Here is a 20,123-nt window from a genome sequence, read left to right on the forward strand (position 1 = left end):
ATTCACGGGAATAACACTTTCTTCGTATAATTTTTCCATGTTTCTCCCAAAAACATTCCCCGTTTTAGCGCTTCGGAAGCTGAAGGGAAGGGCCCACAGGGCCGCCGCCTTTGTTGTAAAACTGCGGTACTTCTCCTGGGATAAAGCGCATCACAAGCGGCAAATCCGTCGTCACGGTGGACACTTTCGAAGCAAATGGAATGATTACTTGAATATCGACAGCAACATGGATATCTACTTCAATAAAAAAGTTGTTAATATCATACGCATGAATTTGTTTCTTCACTTCGGAATCCACATTTCCAACGATTTGAAACTGGACAGGAATACGCGGGCCGAGATTTGCTAATAACGCATTGTTTGTCACTTGTCCGAGCGGAATGTAGTAAATGATACCGCGGCTGTCTCCTTGCACCGCCTCAACTTCAGGGAGCACCATGCGTTCAATCTGCCCTTCCGTCGCCGCCTTTAAACTTTTCATCACATGATCGTCCGTTTCTTCTAAAATGCGATTGATAACTTCGGTGTTGAAATCAACGGACACGATTTTTCCGTTACGATCTTGTTGAAGGGTGACAATTTGTTGAAATTCGGGATTTTCTTTGCTGAACTGTTGCTCAAGCGCATTATTGATCACTAAGTTGGCAATCCGCTTCGTTTCGGTTTCTGCTATTTTCATCAGCACGGGCTTAATGCCTTTATTCACAATCCAAAGGCTTGCCGCTGTCGAAAACATAAAAAAAACGAACGTCAATAAAAGCACGTAACGGAACGGAAGCGGACCTTTTCGCAATAATCGGGGGCGCGCCAAAATAGAAATCCCTCCTTTACAAGCTATATGTATGCTTGTAAGGAGGGATTTTTTCACCGCATTTTCAACAACGCGTCTTTTCCTTTCATTCCCGGTTTAATGCCAAGCTGTTCAGCAGCAATGGTCACCGACTCAAGCGGTGCTTCAAGCAGCTGCTCAATCGTGCGCACCCCAACCGCCCGGCCGGCGATAATGCCGCGGTCGCGCAACTTTTCGTTCAATAAAGCGACATCGAGCGCTCCGCACATAATATAGCCTTTGTCGCTCGCCACCGCTAGCAAATTCGTCTTCGGCAGCTTCACAGATACGGCAATAAACGGATATCCGTCAATGATGATCGGCGTCACTTCCACCATTGCCGCAGTCACACTCCTTTCCATACTTCAATGTATGAAGCATGGAAAAAGAAGTGCCTGCCTACTGCGCTAATTTCCAAGCCAGCACGTCGCGCAAAAACTCCGGCATGTAGTACGTTTTTTCCTCGGCCCGTTGGATTTGCGGGTAAAAATGGCCAATCGCAAACATATCGGTCGTCGCCACTTCATACCACCGCTCCGGGTCGAGCGGTTCGCCGTTAATCGTGATGCGGCGGATATGCCATTGTCCATCTTCTTCAAGTTCCGTCTCGATGTCCACTCCGTCGTACACCATTTCCCCCATCACTTCGCCGCGGAAGCCAAATCCTTTAAACCGTAAATGTTTCATCCGCTCTGTATTCGCCTCAAGCATGATTTCTTTGAGCTCCGCTCCGCGCAGCTTCACTTTGCACGGGTTGAGCGGGTGCGGGCAGATGCGGTGCAAATGCTTTTTCGTCACCGGCCCTTTCGAAAGCGGCTCAAGCAACACGCCGGCGTTGACCATCCCGATTTCGGCCTGGCACCATTCGCGCAAAGCGGAAGCAAGCAGTTGAGCGAGCGGTGACGGAGCGAACCAGTTGAGCGGCAAATCTTCTTTAAGTTCGGTCACCCGTTCGGCCTCAAGCCGTGACAAGCTCTCTTGTTCGAGGCGGCGAAGATGTCGCTCTGCCTCTTCGGAACGGGACAACGTCTCCACATCGACCACCGTGGCGGACGCCTGAGCCAAACGCTGCCCTTCCACCTCGAGCTTGACGACGCCGACATATTGTCCGTATTTTCCCGCCGCGCAAAGAAGCACGCCGTTGACTCGCTTCCCTTCCGGAAACAGGTGATGGGTGTGGGAGCCTAAAATCAAATCGATCCCTGGAATCTCGGCCGCCATCCTTTCATCTTCATGCACGCCAAGATGAGAGAGCACGACAACGCAGTCCGCCTGCCGTTTCACTTCAGCTACCGCCGCCTTCAATATCTCAAACGGCGAGGCGATGTTCCAGCCGAGCTGTTCGTAAAAGTTCGTAAATGGAGCGGTCACGCCGACAAGCCCGATGCGAAACGTTTCCGCTGCCCGCACCACCGTGTACGGAAGCGCCCACGGAGGCCGTGAACCGTCGCGGCGGAACAAATTGGCGACAACAACGGGAAACTGCGCCCGTTCGTACAGCGTATCGAGCTCGTGGTAATCAAGCGTGATCCCTTCGTTGTTGCCGATCGTCACTGCGTCATACCCGAGCTCGTTGAGCAGCTCGACGTTCGCTTTTCCTCGCGTCGCCTCGGTGATCGGATGAACACGGTCGAGAAAATCGCCAACATCAAATAAAAGCATCGCTTCGTTGCGCGCGCGATGCTCCTTCCTCCGTTCAGACAAAAAGCGGGCGATTTGCGGCCAATGCTCGAAATGACTATGCACATCGTTCGTATGGTAAATATAGATCGTTTGCTTCAATACGCTCCCCTCCTCAGCTACGACAAACTTTCAATCACAAGACGAAGGCCAAGTAACACGAGCACCATTCGCAGCACAACGACAAGCGTCCGGCTTTGCATTCGCTTATTGATCCACGCCCCCGTCTTGGCGCCGATCCATATTCCCGGAATAAGGGCTAGGGCAAATCCCCACTGCACGTTGCCCAACGCCATATGGGTTGTCGAACCGACAAGTGATGACAAAAAAATCAGCAACATGGACGTCGCCACCGCCACATGCGGCGGAAAGCGGAAGAGAACGATCATCGCTGGCACCATGAGCGAGCCGCCACCGATCCCAAACAAGCCGCCGAAAAACCCGACAGCCACGGCAATGGCAATCGCTTTGGCTGGATCATAGCTGTACACAGCCGTTTCCCCGTTCCGTCCGGTATACGTGCGCACCACTTTCCGCCTCCACCACGGTGGACGGGCTGTTTCCTTGTTTTCTGGAGCGGACACGGTCAACTCCGACCCGCTTTCCCTAGCCGCCGCCCCCTCTTCTGACGCCTGCGCCTTCGTTTTCTTTTGGCTTATTGACAAAAAAAGCGACATGGCCATTAAAAACAGCCCAAAATACAACGAAAAACGATCAACGCTCAACGTATTGTTCACCCACGCGCCAATCACCGTTCCTGGGATACTGCCGAGGCAAAACAGCAGCCCGCTTTGGTAATCAACCATTTTATCCTTCATATACGACAATGTCGATGATAAGCCATTAAAAATAATGACGACGAGCGACGTGCCAACCGCCACTTGCGGCGTCACCGCCGACAGCCAGCCGAGGGAGCCGAAAAACAGAAGCGCCGGCACGATGATTACCCCACCGCCAAGGCCGGCCAAGCTCCCGACTGTTCCGGCGACAAAACCGATCAACAGAAGCAATGCGTAAGCCATCTTGCCTCCCCCTCTTCAAAACAAATCAAGCTGTCGCGGCGCAAGACCGGTATATTCAATGCCGAGCAGGCGAATGAGCTGCTTGGCATTATCGGCGGCATCCCCGCCGGAATTGTTGTTAAACAACACATAAATATGTGTCGTCTTCTCCTTCAATGCCTGGATATGGTTCACCCATTCGCTTAGCTCGCGCTCATTATAGCGGTACAAATAGCGAACCGCCCGCCAATTGTCTCCGGCCGTCGCTTTATTCCAGCCGTGCACGTTGCGGCCGTGCAGGCGGATGAGCGTCTTTTCCCGATCGGTCGGATGCAAGACGGTCGGCACCGATCCTTCCCCCGCTTGCGGTTCATCGCAAATGCTGTGAATCCAGCCTTCCTCTTCCATAAAACGGAGCGTTTTATCGTAAAACCGGGGCGAAAACCACGACTGATGCCGAAATTCTAAGGCGACAGGCACCGCTCCCATCCTCGCCTTGACCCAGCGCAAATAGGTGACATGCTCGCGCCGGCAATCGAACCACGGCGGAAACTGAAACAGCACCATCGCCAGTTTTCCCGCCTCTTGAAACGGCGCAATCGACTCCAAAAATGCAGCAAACATCTCTTCCTTATTCGCATATGGAATCGGCCCCCGCTCATGCCCGGTCATCCCTTGATACGCTTTAACGATAAATTGAAACGACGGCGGCGTTTCCCGAATCCATTTTTCCACATTCGCCCGCGGTTGAATGGCGTAAAAGTACGAATCGACCTCGACCGTCGGAAAATGGGCCGCATATTCCGGCAGTTTGTCCTTCGCAGCAAGGCCCGGCGGATACAAGCTGTCATGATCGCCCCAGCCGGTCAGTCCAATATAAATCATGGCCATCACCAGTTTATTCAGCTTTCAGATATTTTAACTATACCATAAGCAGGTCGGCCATGAAATCAAAACGACTATTGGCACGTTGCTCTAAGGGGAAATGGCCTGTGACGCGGCAAGCAACGTTATTCTTGCGTCAAGTAATTGAAATGTTTATCCGTGATATAGGTGAGATCAATATCAAAATTCATCTTATCTAAGATCGGTTGAATGTACTCGATTAAATGTGTGCCAACCCCAAAATAATCAGGGAACTTCGTAATATAAAACGAATGATTATTATCACAATCGGGCTTATGTTCAACTAACCCTTCGATGACCTCAAGGATTCGGTCCACCATATGTTGTTCTAATGTTTTCTCTGAAATGATGACCGTGTGGATATAATTCTCCGCGCCTTCAAATGAATCCTCATCCTCGATTCCCTTTAAAATGGGAAAATCATCGAAAACACTAGGTCTCCTGTAATCCAAAATCAATAACATACAAACCGTTTCACCATCTTGGTCATCTAAACGAAACAACTCCAGATCTCGCAACTTCAACATTCTGATCCATTTCCACATTCCTATCATCTCTTTCACGTTCCACTCTCTTTTTCATCGTTATATTTTCAAAATAATGAAACATCACCAATCCGATTATAGAGCATACCAAAAGATGCATAAAGAACCATTCCTTCACAAATCTGAAATGGACGATCATCGTTATGGACGCTTTTAGCACGGATAGAGCATGCCAGCATAACAATGACCGCTGACAACCAACTCCATGTGACTCAAAAAGATGAGACACTGGAGTTGGATCAGCGGTCCCCGAAAAAAAAATGAAGGGTGCAGCGCTTGATTGTGGGCGCTGCACCCTTCTTATAATCAGGATTATCCAATGCGTCCTTCCATGCCAAACTTGATTGCTCATATAGCCCCTCACCAATATATATTAACCTAAGGGACAAGGGGCTGCCCCAAAACGCGCTCGCATTTTCGGTGAGCCCCAGACTTTTTACATGTGCTTTTACTTGACAGGCACTTCCTCTCGATCATTCTCATTCCATTGTATCGGTGTTAATCTCTTCTATCATCTCTTCTTCTTAACCCTAATAATCCTGCTAAACCAAGCAACCCAATCCAACCCCAATCTGTATCGTCATCGTCATTATCATCAGCAACGTCTTCATTTTGAGCCATGTGAACGATTTTGTTTGTATTGTTATCGACGTCCATGTTGTTATTTTGAGCATAAACAGCTACCCCACAAAGCATCAATGTAACTGATAGAACACAAAGGGAATGAAGAATCTTTTTTAACACAGGTTTTCCCTCCTTTTCATAATGGTTAACTTTGGTATGTGCAATCAAAAGAACAATTATTTCATTCTGTAGATACAAGGAGGCAAATTTAGGGGAACTTTTTCAAAACACAAATGCGTGCCTTCATGAACAAAAAGTAAAAGCTTGCGTTACGCAAGCTTTTAGCTAAACATATGAACACCCTTTTTTAACAGTTCGAATTTTTCACATTGAGCGGCGGCGGAACGAGCCAACCTTTTTCTTTGTTCATTCTAAGCAGTTTCGCACCATATTGCGCTTTTTTCATGTGAAATTGCCCATACATTAAAGCAATATCTTCCCTGATGCACTGCCCCATAATCGTGCTGCATGCCACTAACCCCTCTGCAATATCTTTACTCAGCATCGCGGCAATTTCCGGGTCAGTAAATCTCGCTCCTGCCGGAATATCTTCCAAGCATGCTTTTGGCCGTTCCGGAGGAGATGGCGGAAGTGCTACTCCATTTTCTTTTAACAAAGCTTCCGTTTCTTGGATTTCCGGTTTTAGAACGTTTTCGATGCTATCTTTATAAATGCTAGTTTAAGAATGTACAAAAGTGATTGGATAAGAATGTACAATTTTGATTTTAACATGCATACTGATTTCGAGGTGAAATGGTGTGCATGTAAATTTGAAAATCACAACAGAGATTGAAATTCATAGTTTATCAGATTTGCCAAAATTTAAAACCCTTATGGAGAGTTTGGGAATGAAAATTAATAAGAGTCAATTAGCACGAGATCTCAATGTAGATAGGAGGACGATTGATAAATATTTGAATGGTCTTATCCCAAAAAAGACACGAAAAAGAGGGTCTAAGATTGATAAATACTACGATGTGATTTCTCAATTGCTTTCAAAAGAATCGAAACAAATTTTTTATTATAAACGGGTTCTTTGGCAGTACTTGAAAGACAATCACGGCTTAGAATGTTCCCAATCAGCCTTTCGGGCCTATATTTCTCGGAAACCAGAGTTTCAAGCATATTTTTCTGAGGGTAAACGGACAAAACCGGTTGGTCAGGTCGTTCGTTATGAAACGGAACCTGGAGAACAAGCGCAATTTGATTGGAAAGAAAATATTCGATACGTAACGAAAGAAGGGGAAATATTAAACGTTAATATAGGGGTATTTCTTCTGTCTCATTCACGATTTCGAACTTTTTTATTAACACTTTCAAAATCGCAGAGTGTGTTGATGTCCTTTTTGATGGAGACGTTTGAAAAGATTGGAGGCGTGCCGAAAACCATTGTCTTTGACAATATGAAGACCGTCATGGATGAAGCGAGAACGGAGTATTCGAAAGGGGTGGTCAATGAACGGTTTGATCAATTTGCCAAAGATTGCGGATTTGACATTCATCCGTGTAAAGCCGGTAGGCCTTATACCAAAGGGAAAGTGGAAGCCACGATGAAGCTAATCGATGAAATTCATGCCTATCAAGGTCAATTTTCATATGAGGAACTTCAGAATTTTGTTCAATCCCTTTGTGAACGGATCAATCATAGCTATCATCAAGGAACGGGAAAAATCCCTATCTTAGCCTTTGAACAAGAAAAGAATCTCTTACAACCCCTGCCAAGGAATGAAATAAGAGATTCTTACAAAATCAAACATACACTTGTAAAAGTCAATTCAGCGGGAATGGTTACCTATAAAGGGAATCAATATTCCGTCCCTGCTGAATACAAAGGAAAAACAGTTGGATTACAAGTGTATGATGACCATATTTACGTTTATTATAACATGCATTTGATTACTCAACATAGGATTAGTTCAATAAAACTGAATTATAAACAAGAACATTACATCGAAACCTTGTCGAGGGGATTACCTCATCACCCGGATATTGATGAGCTAGCCAAGAAGAATTTACTTGCGATTCATGAGGTGTATAAAAATGAATAGTAGTTATCAACAATTAATTCAAAACTTAGAGTATCTCAAGTTAAAACAAATGATTTGTCACCTGAATGAAACCATTGATTTTAGTACGAAAAATCAGCTGTCGTTCGTTGATACACTAGTAAAATTAACGAATTATGAAATTGATATGCGTGAAAGAAATATGATTAACTCGATGGTTAAGGTGGGGGCTTTCCCTCACCTAAAGGAATTAAAAGATTTCGATTTTGACTTTCAGCCTTCAATCAATAAACAACAGATTCTAGATTTTACGACATTACGGTTTATTGAAGAGAATGAAAATATTGTTTTTTTAGGTCCAAGTGGCGTTGGAAAAACCCACTTGGCGACTGCGATTGGAATCGCAGCTGCCAAAAAAGCGGACAAGTACGTATTTCATTAAATGTCACGAACTGATTTTACAATTGAAGAAAGCGAAAATGGAAAATCGTTTAGACAATCGTTTAAAACATTATGGAAAATACAAGCTATTAATCATTGATGAGATTGGCTATTTGCCGATTGACAGAGAAGATGCAAAATTGTTTTTCCAGTTGATTGATTTACGGTATGAAAAGAAAAGCACGATATTTACTACCAATGCCAATTTTAAGGATTGGGGGGAGGTATTTCAAGATTCAAAGCTAGCCAATGCCATCCTAGATCGTATTTTACATCACGCGACCGTGATTAATATTGTAGGGGATTCATATCGAATAAAAAATCACTTAGAAAGAGAAAAAGAAAACGAGTAAAAATGTACATTCTTAAACAGTCAAAAGTGTACATGTTTATCTTGACATTTACAATCTTCAATAAAATGTTTTAAATCCTCATCACCTGTATGGTTGAGTAACGTTTGATATCCGGACAATAATCCTTTAGCGGTCAGTAAATACGACCATACACCAAATACTTCTCCATAATGCATCGGTTCTTCTTTTGGATTGCCACTTAAAATTCCCATAATTAACCCTCCTAACAAATTCATGGATCACCCTTCCCGTAGATAGTGTGGATGGATGGAACTAAATTATGCAAAGAAAAGTGGGGGTTTCAAAAAGCTGATTTTATTATTGGAAAAACAGTGGAATTTTGTATAAAAACTGCTCAGTGATGGCACTGTCAAGAAGTTTGGGAAGACATGATACAGTCAACCAACCTTTTCTCCTCCAGGAATCGACTGCGCAAAATTATGTATAAATTATAAAAATTTTAAATAAAATGCTATAATTGATAAAAAAGGAGGAGCTTAGACAATCATGAATAAATATCAAAAACTGTCCATCGGGATTATGATTGGGGTTCCACTATTCTTTTTCCTAGTCAGCATGTTTACTGGAAAATGGGGGTTTTTCCTTTGGAGTGTGCCGCCAAGTTTGATCAGCGGTATGGTGGGGTTTTTCGCTTCCAAAAACGCCAATCAAAATCCCGACCATTCACAACAAAATTGACCAGAACGCTGTGAGAAAGGCGTTCTTTTTTATGCTGATATTCCTGGGTGGTACAGTTTGAACATAGAATAGCATTGCTTTCCCATTTCCTTGAAACTTAATGGAAATAAAAACGCCACCCAATCGGGTGACGCGCTGCTTCAACATATCCCACGACATCATCATAACCTTGTCCAAAGCAAAACAATCTGTCATTTTTCTGCCGCAAAGTGGCTATTTGTTCCTTGCTTTACCAACGGATTTCCCGTTTCTTTCATCGTTGATCCGAGATTGTTGCATTATTGTTAAGTGCACTTAATAGAGCAAGATTATCATATGGAGGGCCACTTGTTGTACCAACAAGCAACACAATATCAAATTCGTTCGGCGGGGTTCCCCATGAGTTTCCTAAGAAGGTTGTAAATGCACGATCTACTAAAAATCCTCCTTTTGTGTTGTAAACAACATTATTGTTAATGGAGCCTGTCACATTCGGGTTAATATACATTCCTGTCCTTAACGAATAGAACGTATTATTCATGACCGAAATAGCAAGTCCTCCTTGAGATACAACGGCTCTGTTTACAATCCAGTCGCTCATGGGCGATGATTGAGGTGGTCCGTAAATGGTATTATTGATGATCGTCGTGTTATTCCCGCCAATTTGGATAAATTCTTTTTGATAAGGAATATCGCTTGTCATCGTTAAACCATCGATTGTCGTATTCGGCGCAGTAATTCGCATGGCAATTATATCCGCTTGCAACAATAGAAGGGTGCCTGGTTGACCTTTTAAAGTAATTCCAGCTTTATTGACGACAATTTGTGATGTAATGGGATACGTTCCACTTAAAATATGAACCGTTCCGCCTGGATTTACTGCGGCAATTCCTTGAGGAATGGTTCCAAAAGGATTTGCTCTACTGCCATTTCCACCAACAGCTCCAGCTTGAACATAAATATGATCGAAATCAACGACCTGATTGACGGCTTGATTCAAGGAGACTTGGACACTGGCAACGGAAGGATAACCTGAGGCAGGCCGGTTGTTTAGCAATTGTTGGATCACATCGTTTTTCGCTGCTTCGGATAGCCTGTTATATTCTGTAAGGTTTAAGCCAAGCAACGGGTTTTCAATGGCCGCCCTCATTTCCGGAACAGTGGTGGCGGCATTGACCACAGCTAAACTGATCACTTGATTGATGGCTTGATTCAGGGCAGCTTGAATACGGGCAACAGAAGGATAACCTGAGGCAGGCCGGTTATTTAGCAATTGTTGGACCACATCGTTTTTCACTGCTTCAGATAACCTGTTATATTCTGTAAGGTTTAAGCCAAGCAACGGGTTTTCAATGGCCGCCCTCATTTCCGGAACAGTGGTGGCAGCATTGACCGCAGCCAACGCCATGTCGGATGGCAGGGGCCCATGCACTCTCACAATTCGCATATTGCTACAACCACATCTTATGCTCACCCGTTGCGCCTTTTTTCGTTCCCCATGTTTTGACAATATCATTTCACCTCCTTTACTCTATTTATATATGAGCGTCATCATACATGAGTGACATGTGAAGAGTTGGCGTTGTATTTTCGACCCTGACGCGGAAGAACATGTTCGTCTGCTCATTTTCGTGTGTCAAATCTGTCTCTACGAACAGAACATCGTTTGCGGCGCATCCCCGTAGAAAGGCTTCTTCCGCTGCCTAATCCCCCATTTCTCTGTTTCTCGTTTGTGACTACGAAAAACCCATTTTTAAACGCTCTAGATGCTTGACTCTCCTATGCGAGGTTGTCAATCAAGCCTGCATGCATCCCGCGGCTGGTAAAAGACACCGATTCATCTCCCGCTTACGCATGGGTATGAGACTTCTCGGTTCAGGAGAAAAAAATGACCGCTGACACCCACTCCATGTGACTCAAAACATTGAGGATGAGACACTGAAGTGGGATCAGCGGCACTTGAAAAAAATGATGGGTGCAGCGCTTCGTTTGAACGCTGCACCCTTGATATGATCAAGATTATCCAATGCTTCCTTCCATTTCAAACTTGATCAAGCGGTTCATCTCGACGGCGTATTCCATCGGCAGCTCTCTTGTGAATGGCTCGATAAAGCCCATAACGATCATTTCCGTCGCTTCCTGTTCAGAAATGCCGCGGCTCATCAAGTAGAACAGCTGCTCTTCCGACACTTTCGACACTTTCGCTTCGTGCTCAAGCGAAATATTGTCGTTTAAAATTTCGTTATATGGAATCGTATCAGATGTCGATTGGTTGTCGAGAATGAGCGTGTCACATTCGATGTTCGAACGCGAACCGGACGCTTTGCGGCCGAAATGGACGATGCCGCGGTACGTGACTTTCCCGCCTTGTTTGGAAATCGACTTCGAAACGATCGTGGACGATGTGTTCGGCGCCAAATGGATCATTTTCGCCCCAGCATCTTGGTGCTGGCCTTTGCCGGCGATGGCGATCGACAGCGTCAAACCGCGCGCGCCTTCACCTTTTAAGATGACAGCCGGATACTTCATCGTCAGCTTCGAGCCGATGTTGCCATCGATCCATTCCATTGTCGCGTTTTCTTCGCAAACGGCGCGTTTCGTCACCAAGTTGAAGACGTTGTTCGCCCAGTTTTGAATCGTCGTGTAGCGGCAGTACGCGCCTTTTTTGACGATGATTTCGACGACCGCGCTGTGGAGCGAGTTCGTCGTGTAAATCGGTGCCGTACAGCCCTCAACGTAATGGACGTGTGCTCCTTCATCGACGATGATGAGCGTCCGTTCAAACTGCCCCATGTTTTCCGAGTTGATACGGAAATACGCTTGCAGCGGCGTTTCGACTTTAACGCCTTTCGGAACGTAAATGAACGAACCACCCGACCAAACAGCCGAGTTCAACGCCGCGAACTTGTTGTCCGTTGGCGGCACCACTTTCGCAAAATGTTCGCGGAACAAGTCTTCGTTTTCTTTCAGGGCTGAATCGGTGTCTTTAAAGATGACGCCGAGTTTTTCCAAGTCTTCTTTCATATTATGGTAGACAACTTCCGACTCGTATTGCGCCGAAACCCCGGCCAAATATTTTTGTTCCGCCTCTGGAATGCCGAGCTTATCAAACGTCGCTTTAATTTCCTCCGGCACTTCGTCCCACGAACGGCCCGATTTTTCCGTCGGTTTGACGTAGTACGTGATCTCATCAAAGTCCAGGCTCGACAAGTCGCCGCCCCATTGCGGCATCGGTTTGCTGTAGAAAATGTCGAGCGCTTTTAAGCGAAACTCGAGCATCCATTGCGGCTCGTTTTTCATGCGCGAAATTTCTTCGACGACTTCGCGCGTCAGCCCGCGCTGGGCGCGGAAGATGGAAACGTCCTTATCGACGAAGCCATACTTATATTCGCCGATTTCTGGTGCTTTTTTCGCCATCGTGGTTCACCTTCCTTCATCTTAATGGTCATGCAACCCTTTTTCGAGCGCTTTCCACGCCAATGTCGCACATTTAATGCGGGCCGGAAATTTCGAAACACCTTGAAGCGCCTCGATGTCGCCAAGATCGAGCGAATCGTCGTATTCCTTGCCTTGAATCATGTCCGAAAAAATGTGAGCGAGCCGAAGCGCTTCTTCGACGTTTTTCCCTTTAATGGCCTGCGTCATCATCGACGCTGACGACATCGAAATCGAACAGCCTTCCCCTTCAAATTTGACGTCAGCGATTTTTCCGTCCTCCACTTTCATGGTCAAATGAATGCGGTCGCCGCACGTCGGGTTGTTCATGTTGATATCGACGTTCGTCCCCTCAAGCACGCCGCGGTTGCGCGGGTTTTTATAATGATCCATAATGACTTGGCGGTAAAGCTGGTCTAACGGATGATTAGAAGACATGGCTGAAGTACTCCTTCGCTTTCTGTAATGCAGCGATAAACGTATCGATTTCCTCTTTCGTATTGTACAGGTAAAAGCTCGCCCGGGCGGTTGCGGTCACGTTAAGCCATTTCATCAACGGCTGGGCGCAATGGTGGCCGGCGCGGATGGCGATTCCTTCCGCGTCAAGAACCGTCGCCACATCGTGCGGGTGCACCCCTTCGATGTTAAACGTCACAAGCCCGGCCCGTTCTTTCGGCCCGTAGACGGTAACGCCTTCGATGTCAGCCAGCCGTTCGAGTGCATATTGCGCCAACTCGTGTTCATGAGCGGCGATGGCGTCCAACCCGACTTGTTCGAGGAAATCGATGGCCGCACCGAGACCAATCGCGCCGGCGATGATCGGCGTGCCGCCCTCAAACTTCCACGGCAGCTCTTTCCATGTCGAGTCATACAGCTCGACAAAATCGATCATTTCGCCGCCAAACTCGATCGGCTCCATTTGCTCCAACAGTTCTCTTTTTCCATATAATACGCCAACTCCGGTCGGTCCGCACATTTTATGGCTGGAAAACGCGAGAAAATCACAGCCGAGCTCTTGAACATCAATTTTCATGTGCGGAGCGCTTTGCGCCGCGTCGACAACGACAACGGCGCCGCGATCGTGAGCGATGCGGGCGATCTCCCGAACCGGATTGATCGTACCGAGCACGTTCGATACATGGGCGATGGCAACGATTTTCGTCGCCGGCGTCACCGTTGCCTCGACATCCTTGAGATCGATCGTTCCGTCTTCTTGCAGCGGAATATATTTCAATGTCGCTCCGGTCTGTTTCGCCGCTTGTTGCCATGGAATTAAATTGCTATGGTGCTCCATGTACGTAATGACGATTTCATCGCCTTCTTTGACGTTGGCGCGCGCATAACTCGAAGCGACCAAGTTGAGCGCCGTTGTCGTCCCCCGCGTAAAGATGATCTCTTGTGCCGATTTGGCATTAAGAAACCGACGCACTTTTTCGCGCGCTCCTTCATACGCATCGGTCGCCTTCGTTCCGAGCGTATGGACGCCGCGATGGACGTTCGAGTTGTACTCGCGGTAGTAGCGGTCGAGCGCTTCGATCACCGGCAGCGGTTTTTGCGATGTCGCCGCACTGTCAAAATAAATGAGCGGATGGCCGTTCACTTGTTGATGCAAAATGGGAAACAACGAACGAATTTCTTTCACGTTCATGATTGAACTTTCCTTTCAATCACTTCGATTAATTGTTTTTTCACACCTTCAAGCGGAATCGCTTCAACGACTGGCGCCAAAAAGCCATGGATGATCAGCCGTTCAGCTTCGTTTCTCGGAATGCCGCGGCTCATTAAGTAATACAATTGAATAGGATCGACGCGCCCGACTGATGCCGCGTGGCCTGCCATGACATCATCTTCATCAATGAGCAAAATCGGGTTCGCATCGCCGCGCGCTTTTTCGCTTAACATCAACACGCGCGATTCTTGCTCGGCGTTGGACTTCGACGCGCCGTGCTCAATTTTGCCGATGCCGTTAAAAATCGAAGTGGCGCTGTCACGGACGACGCCGTGTTTTAAAATATAACCTTCCGTATGTTTCCCGTAGTGAACGACGCTTGTCGTAAAGTTTTGCACTTGCTCGCCGCGGCTGACGACAACCGTTTTCGTATCCCCGAACGATCCGTCACCGATGAGGCGAGTGATATTTTCCGACACGGTGTTGCCGTCATTCATCAGCCCGAGCGCCCATTCGATTCGCCCGTCGCGCCCAGCAACGCCGCGTCGGTTGACATACGTCGTCACGCCTTTGGCCAAATGGTCGACCGCGGCGAAAAAGACGCGCGCGTTCGCATTGGCAAATACCTCGGCGACAATATTGACGACCGCTTTTCCTTCATCGCTCGCCGATAAATAGTTTTCAACGAATACGACGCGGCTGTTGTCTTCTGCGACAACGATGACGTGGTTAAACAAGCCGATGTCGTCCTCGTCTTGAATGTAGACGGCTTGGAGCGGTGTTTCGATTTCGACGTTTTTCGGAACGTACACAAACACTCCGCCGTTTAACAGCGCCGCATGCAGCGCGGCAAGACGGTGCTCATCCGGCTTAACCGCATCGGTCATGAAATATTTCTTCAGCAAATCGCCATGTTCCCTAGCAGCCGTGAAAATATCGGTGAAGATGACTCCTTTTTCTTTCAACTCATCAGAGAGCGAAACATACGCTGGTGTATGGTTGCGCTGCACATATAAATTTGTCGTTCCTTCGCCCGCTTCAATCAGCGCCTTGACCGCCTCCGGCAAATCATCAAGGTTCGCATACGGTGCGCTGTCGACCACATGGCGGCCAAAGTCAGTAAAGTTCCACTTGTCAATTTTCGTTTTGTCCGGTTTCGGCAGCGGCAGCTGTTCCGCTTTCCCGAGCGCTTCGAGGCGTCGCTCGGTCAGCCAGTCCGGTTCGCCGCGTTCGCTTGAGAACGTGCGGATGTATGTTTCATCGAATGGAATTTTCGTTTCTGTCGCCATAGTCCTCCTCCTAACGCTTACGCTTCTTGCCCGACCGTTTCGTCTTCGATGCCCAATTCTTTCTTAATCCAATCGTACCCTTCCGCCTCAAGCCGCTGTGCCAGTTCCGGACCGCCCGATTTCACGATGCGCCCTTGCATCATGACGTGTACATAGTCCGGGGTGATGTAATTCAACAACCGTTGATAGTGGGTAATGATCAAACAGCCGAATTCGCTGCTGCGCATTTCGTTAATGCCTTTGGCGACGATTTTTAATGCGTCAATGTCCAATCCGGAGTCGATCTCGTCCAAAATGGCGATTTTCGGCTCAAGCATCATCAGCTGTAAAATTTCATTCCGCTTTTTCTCCCCGCCCGAGAACCCTTCGTTCAAATAGCGGTGCGCCATATCCGGGTTCATTTCCAAAAACGACATTTTTTCATCGAGCTTGCGGATAAATTTCATGAGCGAAATTTCATTGCCCTCACCAAGACGAGCGTTGATGGCTGACCGCAAAAAGTCGGCGTTCGTCACCCCGCTGATTTCGCTCGGATATTGCATCGCCAAAAACAAACCGGCACGCGCCCGCTCATCTACTTCCATCTCAAGAACGTTTTGGCCGTCGAGCGTAATCGTGCCTGCCGTCACCTCATATTTCGGATGGCCCATAATGGCCGATGACAGCGTCGATTTCCCCGTTCCGTTCGGACCCATAATGGCGTGAATTTCCCCGCCTTTAACTTCCAAGTCAACCCCTTTTAAAATTTCTTTTCCTTCCACTGATACGTGGAGATTTTGAATCGTTAATACGGCCATAAAGCATACCTCCAGTTTTTGCGTAAAAATAATGTAAGCTCGCTTTTGACCCAGCGATTGTTCATTCTCATTTTATTCTCATTACAATCTTATAACAAATGAAAAGTGTTCGCAACTTTTCCGCTGCCTTTTCCACTGTGTACATATGTAAAACTTACCCATAGAAGAGAGGGAATTGGACAACGCTTTTTATATTTTACACGAAAACGACCTATTTGTACGAGTTTTTACAAAAAAAAGCCGGCTGAAATCATAAGGCGCCGGCTGAAATCGAATGTGTTTGCCAACAAAAACACCATTGCTGGCGTCTAATGGGTCGTCCGCAGCTCACGGACGCATTCCTGCACGAGCGTCACCGTTTGGCTCATTGCCGCACCGCCGCCAAACGCCGCCGCCACTGCGCACGCTTCCAAAATTTCTTGTTCCGATGCCCCTTCATCAAGACATCCTTTCGTATGGTAAATGGTGCAATATTCATCTTGGGTAGCTAGGCTGATGCCAAGGGCGATCAACTGCTTTTCTTTTTTCGTCAACGCTCCCTCGGCAAAACAAGCCTCGGTAAACGCATGAAACCGTTCAGCAATCGTCGGCATCTTTTTCGTAAACGTTCCGATTCCTTCCTTATAATGAAGAAGTGCAGCTTCGACGGATGTCTGTATTCCGTTGTTCATCTTCGGTTTCCTCCTTCTTTTTCCATATTGAACCGAGAAGATTCCATCCCGCCTCCTGAGCAGAAGCGGAGAAGCGTTTCATGCCTTTTTAGTATGCATGGAGGAAACGGAAATGAAACACCGAATCATACAGAAAGCGAATGGAAAAACACGCCGTTTCCGAAGCGCCAACATCGACGCCATCGCACCATCGCTTCGTTGGAAAGAGGGAAATCGCGTTCGCTCGGTCATCTTCGTTTTGACTGCTGCGTTCGCCCCGTTTTTGGCATGGATCGCCATCGGCAACATCGTCGGTGAACAAGGCGATGGCACATTCAGCTTGGCCGTGGTGATCACCTGGCAAAACTGCCTGATCATCGTCATGCTCGCTGCCGTGTTAGAGCGCTTGAACCGTCAGTGATTCAGGAGAATGTCTCAACAGCAAGACATCCTTTTTCATTGTCCGCTATAAGGGCGGGGGAAAAAGACGGTTCATTAGAGAGACCTTGTTCGATCGGTTCTCTTTTCTGATCAAGTACCGTCTGACACCCATGAATTTCTTCTTTCCCTCTGCCGTGTTCCACAAGGGCAGAACGTCGGCTTCGTTGTTCAAAAAAAAAAAACGGGAGCGAAACGCTCCCGTTGATTACTTGTTTTCCGCTGCCGGAATGACAGCGCCTTTGTATTGTTCGGTAATGAAGTCTTGAATTTCTTTCGATTGCAGCACTTCCACCAATGTTTTAATTTCTTTCCGGTTTTCATCGCCTTTGCGCACGGCCACAATGTTGACGTACGGGTTGTCTTTCGGCGATTCGACGGCGATTGGGTCTTTCGCCGGATCCAAGCCGGCATCAAGCGCATAGTTCGCGTTGATCAGCACGGCATCGCCTTCCCCGTTTTGATAAACTTGCGGCAGCAATCCAGCGTCTACATCGGCTTTAAACTTTAATTTTTTCGGGTTTTCCACGATGTCGTTAACCGTCGCTCTCGTTTTGTCGACGCCTTCTTTCAGCTTGATGAGCCCTTTTTCTTGGAGCATCGATAAAATGCGGCCATGGTCGGCAACCGAGTTGCTCATAATGATCGTCGCGCCATTTGGCAGTTCTTCGACGCTTTTATATTTTTTGGAGTACAAGCCGATCGGCTCGATATGGATGCCGCCAACGTTAACGAAATTGTAACCATGTTCTTCCATTTGTGCTTCTAAGTACGGGATATGTTGGAAATAGTTAGCGTCAATATCTTTGTCCGCCAATGCTTTGTTTGGCAAAATGTAGTCTTGGAACGTGATAATTTCCAAGTCTATGCCTTTTTCTTCCAACAGCGGTTTCGCTTGTTCCAAAATTTCCGCATGCGGCACGTTCGACGCACCGACTTTCAGTTTGACCAACTCGCCGCCTTTATCCCCGCCAGCAGCGTTTTCGTCCTTGTTGCCGCCGCACGCTGCTAAAGCGAACACCAAGACGGCAGCCAACAAAGCACCAAGCCATTTTTTCATTTCCTTCTGCCCCCTTTATCGTTTATCAATTTTCGAAGTGACAAAGTCACCGATAAACTGAATGACAAAAACGATGATGAGCACCAACACGGTCGCGACAAACGTCACATCGTTATGACTGCGCTGGAACCCTTCCAAATACGCCAAGTTCCCCAGCCCGCCGGCGCCAACAACGCCAGCCATCGCCGTGTAGCCGACAAGCGACACAGCGGTGACAGTAATCCCGGAGACAAGCGCCGGAAGCGATTCTGGCAACAGGACTTTCCAAATGATCGTCCATGTCGAGGCGCCCATGGCCTTCGCCGCTTCAATGACCCCCTTGTCAATTTCGCGGAGGGCGATTTCGACCATACGGGCATAAAACGGAGCTGCACCAATGATGAGTGCTGGCAGTGCCGCATTCGCCCCAAGCATTGTCCCAACAAGCCATTTAGTAAACGGGATGAGCAAAATAATTAAAATAATGAACGGAATGGAACGAAAAATATTGACGAACGCAGCAATGATCATATTGGCCAACCGGTTTTCCCATAGGTTTCCCTTCGCCGTTAAAAATAAAAGCAGCCCGAGAACAATCCCAATGACGAACGTCGCCGCGACCGCCATCCCGGTCATGTACAACGTCTCGACCGTCGCCGCCCACATCGTCTCCCATTGCACGTTCGGCAGGAGGTTAGCGAGCATCATGAATCACCTCCACCGCCACTTGCTGGCTGCGAATATAGTCAAGCACCCGGGCGATTTCGTCCGCCGCGCCGTCGATGTGCACAAACAGCACACCGTAGGCGCCTTGATGAGTTTGCGAAATTTTCCCTTGCAAAATGTTGATCTCAACCGTAAATTGCCGAACGACTTGCGTGATGAGCGGCTGGCCAGCTGCTTCGCCGACAAATGTCAACTGCGCGATCACCCCGTTCGGGTATTGGCCGAACAAATGGGAAACCGCCTCTTCCGTTTCCTCCGGTTCGATCAGTTGTTGAACGAACCGTTTCGTAATCGGCTGTTGCGGGTTGCGGAAGACGTGCAACACTTCGCCTTGCTCGACGATTTTGCCGCTTTCCATCACCGCCACGCGGTCACAAATTTTACGGATCACATGCATTTCGTGCGTAATCAGCACGATCGTCAGCCCGAGCCGCTTGTTAATATCGACAAGCAAGTCCAAAATCGCATCCGTCGTTTGTGGATCCAATGCCGATGTTGCTTCATCGCAAAGCAACACTTTCGGGTTGTTGGCAAGCGCCCGAGCAATGCCGACCCGCTGTTTTTGTCCGCCGCTTAACTGCGACGGATACGCGTCTTCCCGCCCGGCGAGCCCAACAAGCTGGATGAGCTCATCAACCCGCTTTTGCCGTTCCTCTTTCGGAACGCCGGCGATCTCGAGCGGAAACGCAATATTTTCCCGCACCGTACGCGACCAAAGCAAGTTGAAGTGCTGGAAAATCATCCCGATTTCTTGGCGCGCCTTGCGCAGCTCCCGTCCTTTAATGCGCGCCATATCGCGGCCGGCGACGACCACCTGGCCGCTCGTCGGCTTTTCCAGCCCGTTTAACAGCCGGATGAGCGAACTTTTCCCCGCGCCGCTGTAACCGATAATCCCGAAAATTTCCCCTTCGCGAATATCGAGCGACACATTGTCGACAGCTGTTACCGATCCATTCGCCGCATGATAAATTTTTGTCACTTGTTTAAGTTGAATCACCGTTTCACCTTCCTTCTTCC

The 20,123-nt window shown here is 47.6% G+C and carries 21 protein-coding genes and 2 pseudogenes; 4 read left to right on the plus strand and 19 right to left on the minus strand.

Annotation, left to right across the window (positions count from 1 at the left end; all coding sequences use genetic code 11):
- Nucleotides 1-64: 64 nt before the first annotated feature.
- The 8 genes and pseudogenes from yunB to IC804_RS07120 all read right to left on the minus strand — a co-directional run.
- A complete protein-coding gene (gene yunB / locus IC804_RS07085) occupies nt 65-811 on the minus strand; it encodes a sporulation protein YunB (RefSeq protein WP_008880217.1) in 747 nt (248 codons plus the stop codon).
- Nucleotides 812-864: 53 nt separating this feature from the next.
- Nucleotides 865-1,167, minus strand: a complete 303-nt coding sequence (locus IC804_RS07090; RefSeq protein ID WP_008880218.1) for a YunC family protein — start codon at nt 1,165-1,167, stop codon at nt 865-867.
- A 61-nt stretch (nt 1,168-1,228) separates the two neighbouring features.
- Nucleotides 1,229-2,611, minus strand: a complete 1,383-nt coding sequence (locus tag IC804_RS07095) for a bifunctional metallophosphatase/5'-nucleotidase (RefSeq protein ID WP_008880219.1) — start codon at nt 2,609-2,611, stop codon at nt 1,229-1,231.
- 17 nt (nt 2,612-2,628) lie between these two features.
- A complete protein-coding gene (locus tag IC804_RS07100; RefSeq protein WP_081157346.1) occupies nt 2,629-3,531 on the minus strand; it encodes a sulfite exporter TauE/SafE family protein in 903 nt (300 codons plus the stop codon).
- 15 nt (nt 3,532-3,546) lie between these two features.
- A complete protein-coding gene (locus IC804_RS07105; RefSeq protein ID WP_029761694.1) occupies nt 3,547-4,395 on the minus strand; it encodes a DUF72 domain-containing protein in 849 nt (282 codons plus the stop codon).
- Between the two features lie 125 nt (nt 4,396-4,520).
- The gene (locus IC804_RS07110) at nt 4,521-4,970 is read right to left on the minus strand and encodes a hypothetical protein (RefSeq protein ID WP_011888131.1); all 450 of its coding nucleotides are present in this window, start codon (nt 4,968-4,970) and stop codon (nt 4,521-4,523) included.
- 489 nt (nt 4,971-5,459) lie between these two features.
- On the minus strand, nt 5,460-5,705 hold the full coding sequence (locus tag IC804_RS07115; protein WP_008880223.1) for a WGxxGxxG family protein: 246 nt from the start codon (nt 5,703-5,705) through the stop codon (nt 5,460-5,462).
- Nucleotides 5,706-5,892: 187 nt separating this feature from the next.
- Nucleotides 5,893-6,252 (minus strand): annotated as a pseudogene (locus IC804_RS07120) (DUF3231 family protein); the annotation flags it as partial.
- 91 nt (nt 6,253-6,343) lie between these two features.
- Between IC804_RS07120 and istA the strand changes: the two are divergent.
- Complete coding sequence (gene istA, locus IC804_RS07125; RefSeq protein WP_108437782.1) at nt 6,344-7,633, plus strand: IS21 family transposase; 1,290 nt, start codon at nt 6,344-6,346, stop codon at nt 7,631-7,633.
- Nucleotides 7,626-8,385: pseudogene (gene istB / locus IC804_RS07130) on the plus strand (IS21-like element helper ATPase IstB). The gene istA and the pseudogene istB overlap by 8 nt, the downstream one beginning before the upstream one ends.
- A gap of 20 nt (nt 8,386-8,405) precedes the next feature.
- Here the strand turns inward: istB and IC804_RS07135 are convergent.
- Nucleotides 8,406-8,597 carry a DUF3231 family protein gene (locus IC804_RS07135; protein ID WP_081157644.1) on the minus strand — a complete coding sequence of 64 codons (192 nt, stop codon included), beginning with the start codon at nt 8,595-8,597 and terminating at the stop codon, nt 8,406-8,408.
- Between the two features lie 295 nt (nt 8,598-8,892).
- On the opposite strand from IC804_RS07135, the gene IC804_RS07140 reads away from it, so the two are divergent.
- Nucleotides 8,893-9,084: a hypothetical protein gene (locus IC804_RS07140; RefSeq protein ID WP_008880225.1), complete on the plus strand. Its 192-nt coding sequence runs from the start codon at nt 8,893-8,895 to the stop codon at nt 9,082-9,084.
- A 253-nt stretch (nt 9,085-9,337) separates the two neighbouring features.
- Here the strand turns inward: IC804_RS07140 and IC804_RS07145 are convergent, their stop codons facing one another.
- From IC804_RS07145 to IC804_RS07175, 7 genes are all read right to left on the minus strand, one after another.
- Nucleotides 9,338-10,471 carry a hypothetical protein gene (locus tag IC804_RS07145; RefSeq protein ID WP_223812908.1) on the minus strand — a complete coding sequence of 378 codons (1,134 nt, stop codon included), beginning with the start codon at nt 10,469-10,471 and terminating at the stop codon, nt 9,338-9,340.
- A gap of 611 nt (nt 10,472-11,082) precedes the next feature.
- Nucleotides 11,083-12,480 (minus strand): Fe-S cluster assembly protein SufB, encoded by a 1,398-nt coding sequence (gene sufB / locus IC804_RS07150; RefSeq protein ID WP_008880227.1) that lies wholly within the window; start codon nt 12,478-12,480, stop codon nt 11,083-11,085.
- Between the two features lie 21 nt (nt 12,481-12,501).
- Complete coding sequence (gene sufU / locus IC804_RS07155) at nt 12,502-12,936, minus strand: Fe-S cluster assembly sulfur transfer protein SufU (protein WP_008880228.1); 435 nt, start codon at nt 12,934-12,936, stop codon at nt 12,502-12,504.
- Nucleotides 12,926-14,146, minus strand: coding sequence for a cysteine desulfurase (locus IC804_RS07160; protein WP_008880229.1), 1,221 nt, complete (start codon nt 14,144-14,146; stop codon nt 12,926-12,928). The genes sufU and IC804_RS07160 overlap by 11 nt, the downstream gene beginning before the upstream one ends.
- A complete protein-coding gene (sufD, locus tag IC804_RS07165; protein WP_008880230.1) occupies nt 14,143-15,456 on the minus strand; it encodes a Fe-S cluster assembly protein SufD in 1,314 nt (437 codons plus the stop codon). Before sufD ends, IC804_RS07160 begins: the two co-directional genes overlap by 4 nt.
- Nucleotides 15,457-15,473: 17 nt before the next feature.
- On the minus strand, nt 15,474-16,253 hold the full coding sequence (sufC, locus tag IC804_RS07170; protein ID WP_011888136.1) for a Fe-S cluster assembly ATPase SufC: 780 nt from the start codon (nt 16,251-16,253) through the stop codon (nt 15,474-15,476).
- A gap of 308 nt (nt 16,254-16,561) precedes the next feature.
- Nucleotides 16,562-16,924: a carboxymuconolactone decarboxylase family protein gene (locus IC804_RS07175; protein ID WP_060476228.1), complete on the minus strand. Its 363-nt coding sequence runs from the start codon at nt 16,922-16,924 to the stop codon at nt 16,562-16,564.
- 112 nt (nt 16,925-17,036) lie between these two features.
- Between IC804_RS07175 and IC804_RS07180 the strand changes: the two genes are divergently transcribed.
- Entirely contained in the window at nt 17,037-17,324 is a 288-nt protein-coding gene (locus IC804_RS07180; protein ID WP_223812909.1) for a hypothetical protein, read from the plus strand.
- A gap of 225 nt (nt 17,325-17,549) precedes the next feature.
- Here the strand turns inward: IC804_RS07180 and IC804_RS07185 are convergent, their stop codons facing one another.
- The 3 genes from IC804_RS07185 to IC804_RS07195 are packed head-to-tail and all read right to left on the minus strand — an operon-like array spanning nt 17,550 to nt 20,103.
- Nucleotides 17,550-18,401, minus strand: coding sequence for a MetQ/NlpA family ABC transporter substrate-binding protein (locus tag IC804_RS07185; RefSeq protein WP_081157404.1), 852 nt, complete (start codon nt 18,399-18,401; stop codon nt 17,550-17,552).
- A 15-nt stretch (nt 18,402-18,416) separates the two neighbouring features.
- Nucleotides 18,417-19,085 (minus strand): methionine ABC transporter permease, encoded by a 669-nt coding sequence (locus IC804_RS07190; RefSeq protein ID WP_008880234.1) that lies wholly within the window; start codon nt 19,083-19,085, stop codon nt 18,417-18,419.
- Nucleotides 19,075-20,103 carry a methionine ABC transporter ATP-binding protein gene (locus IC804_RS07195; RefSeq protein ID WP_081157405.1) on the minus strand — a complete coding sequence of 343 codons (1,029 nt, stop codon included), beginning with the start codon at nt 20,101-20,103 and terminating at the stop codon, nt 19,075-19,077. The genes IC804_RS07190 and IC804_RS07195 overlap by 11 nt, the downstream gene beginning before the upstream one ends.
- Between the last annotated feature and the right edge of the window lie 20 nt (nt 20,104-20,123).

Source organism: Geobacillus sp. 47C-IIb (assembly GCF_014679705.1).
Classification (GTDB): Bacteria; Bacillota; Bacilli; order Bacillales; family Anoxybacillaceae; genus Geobacillus; species Geobacillus thermodenitrificans.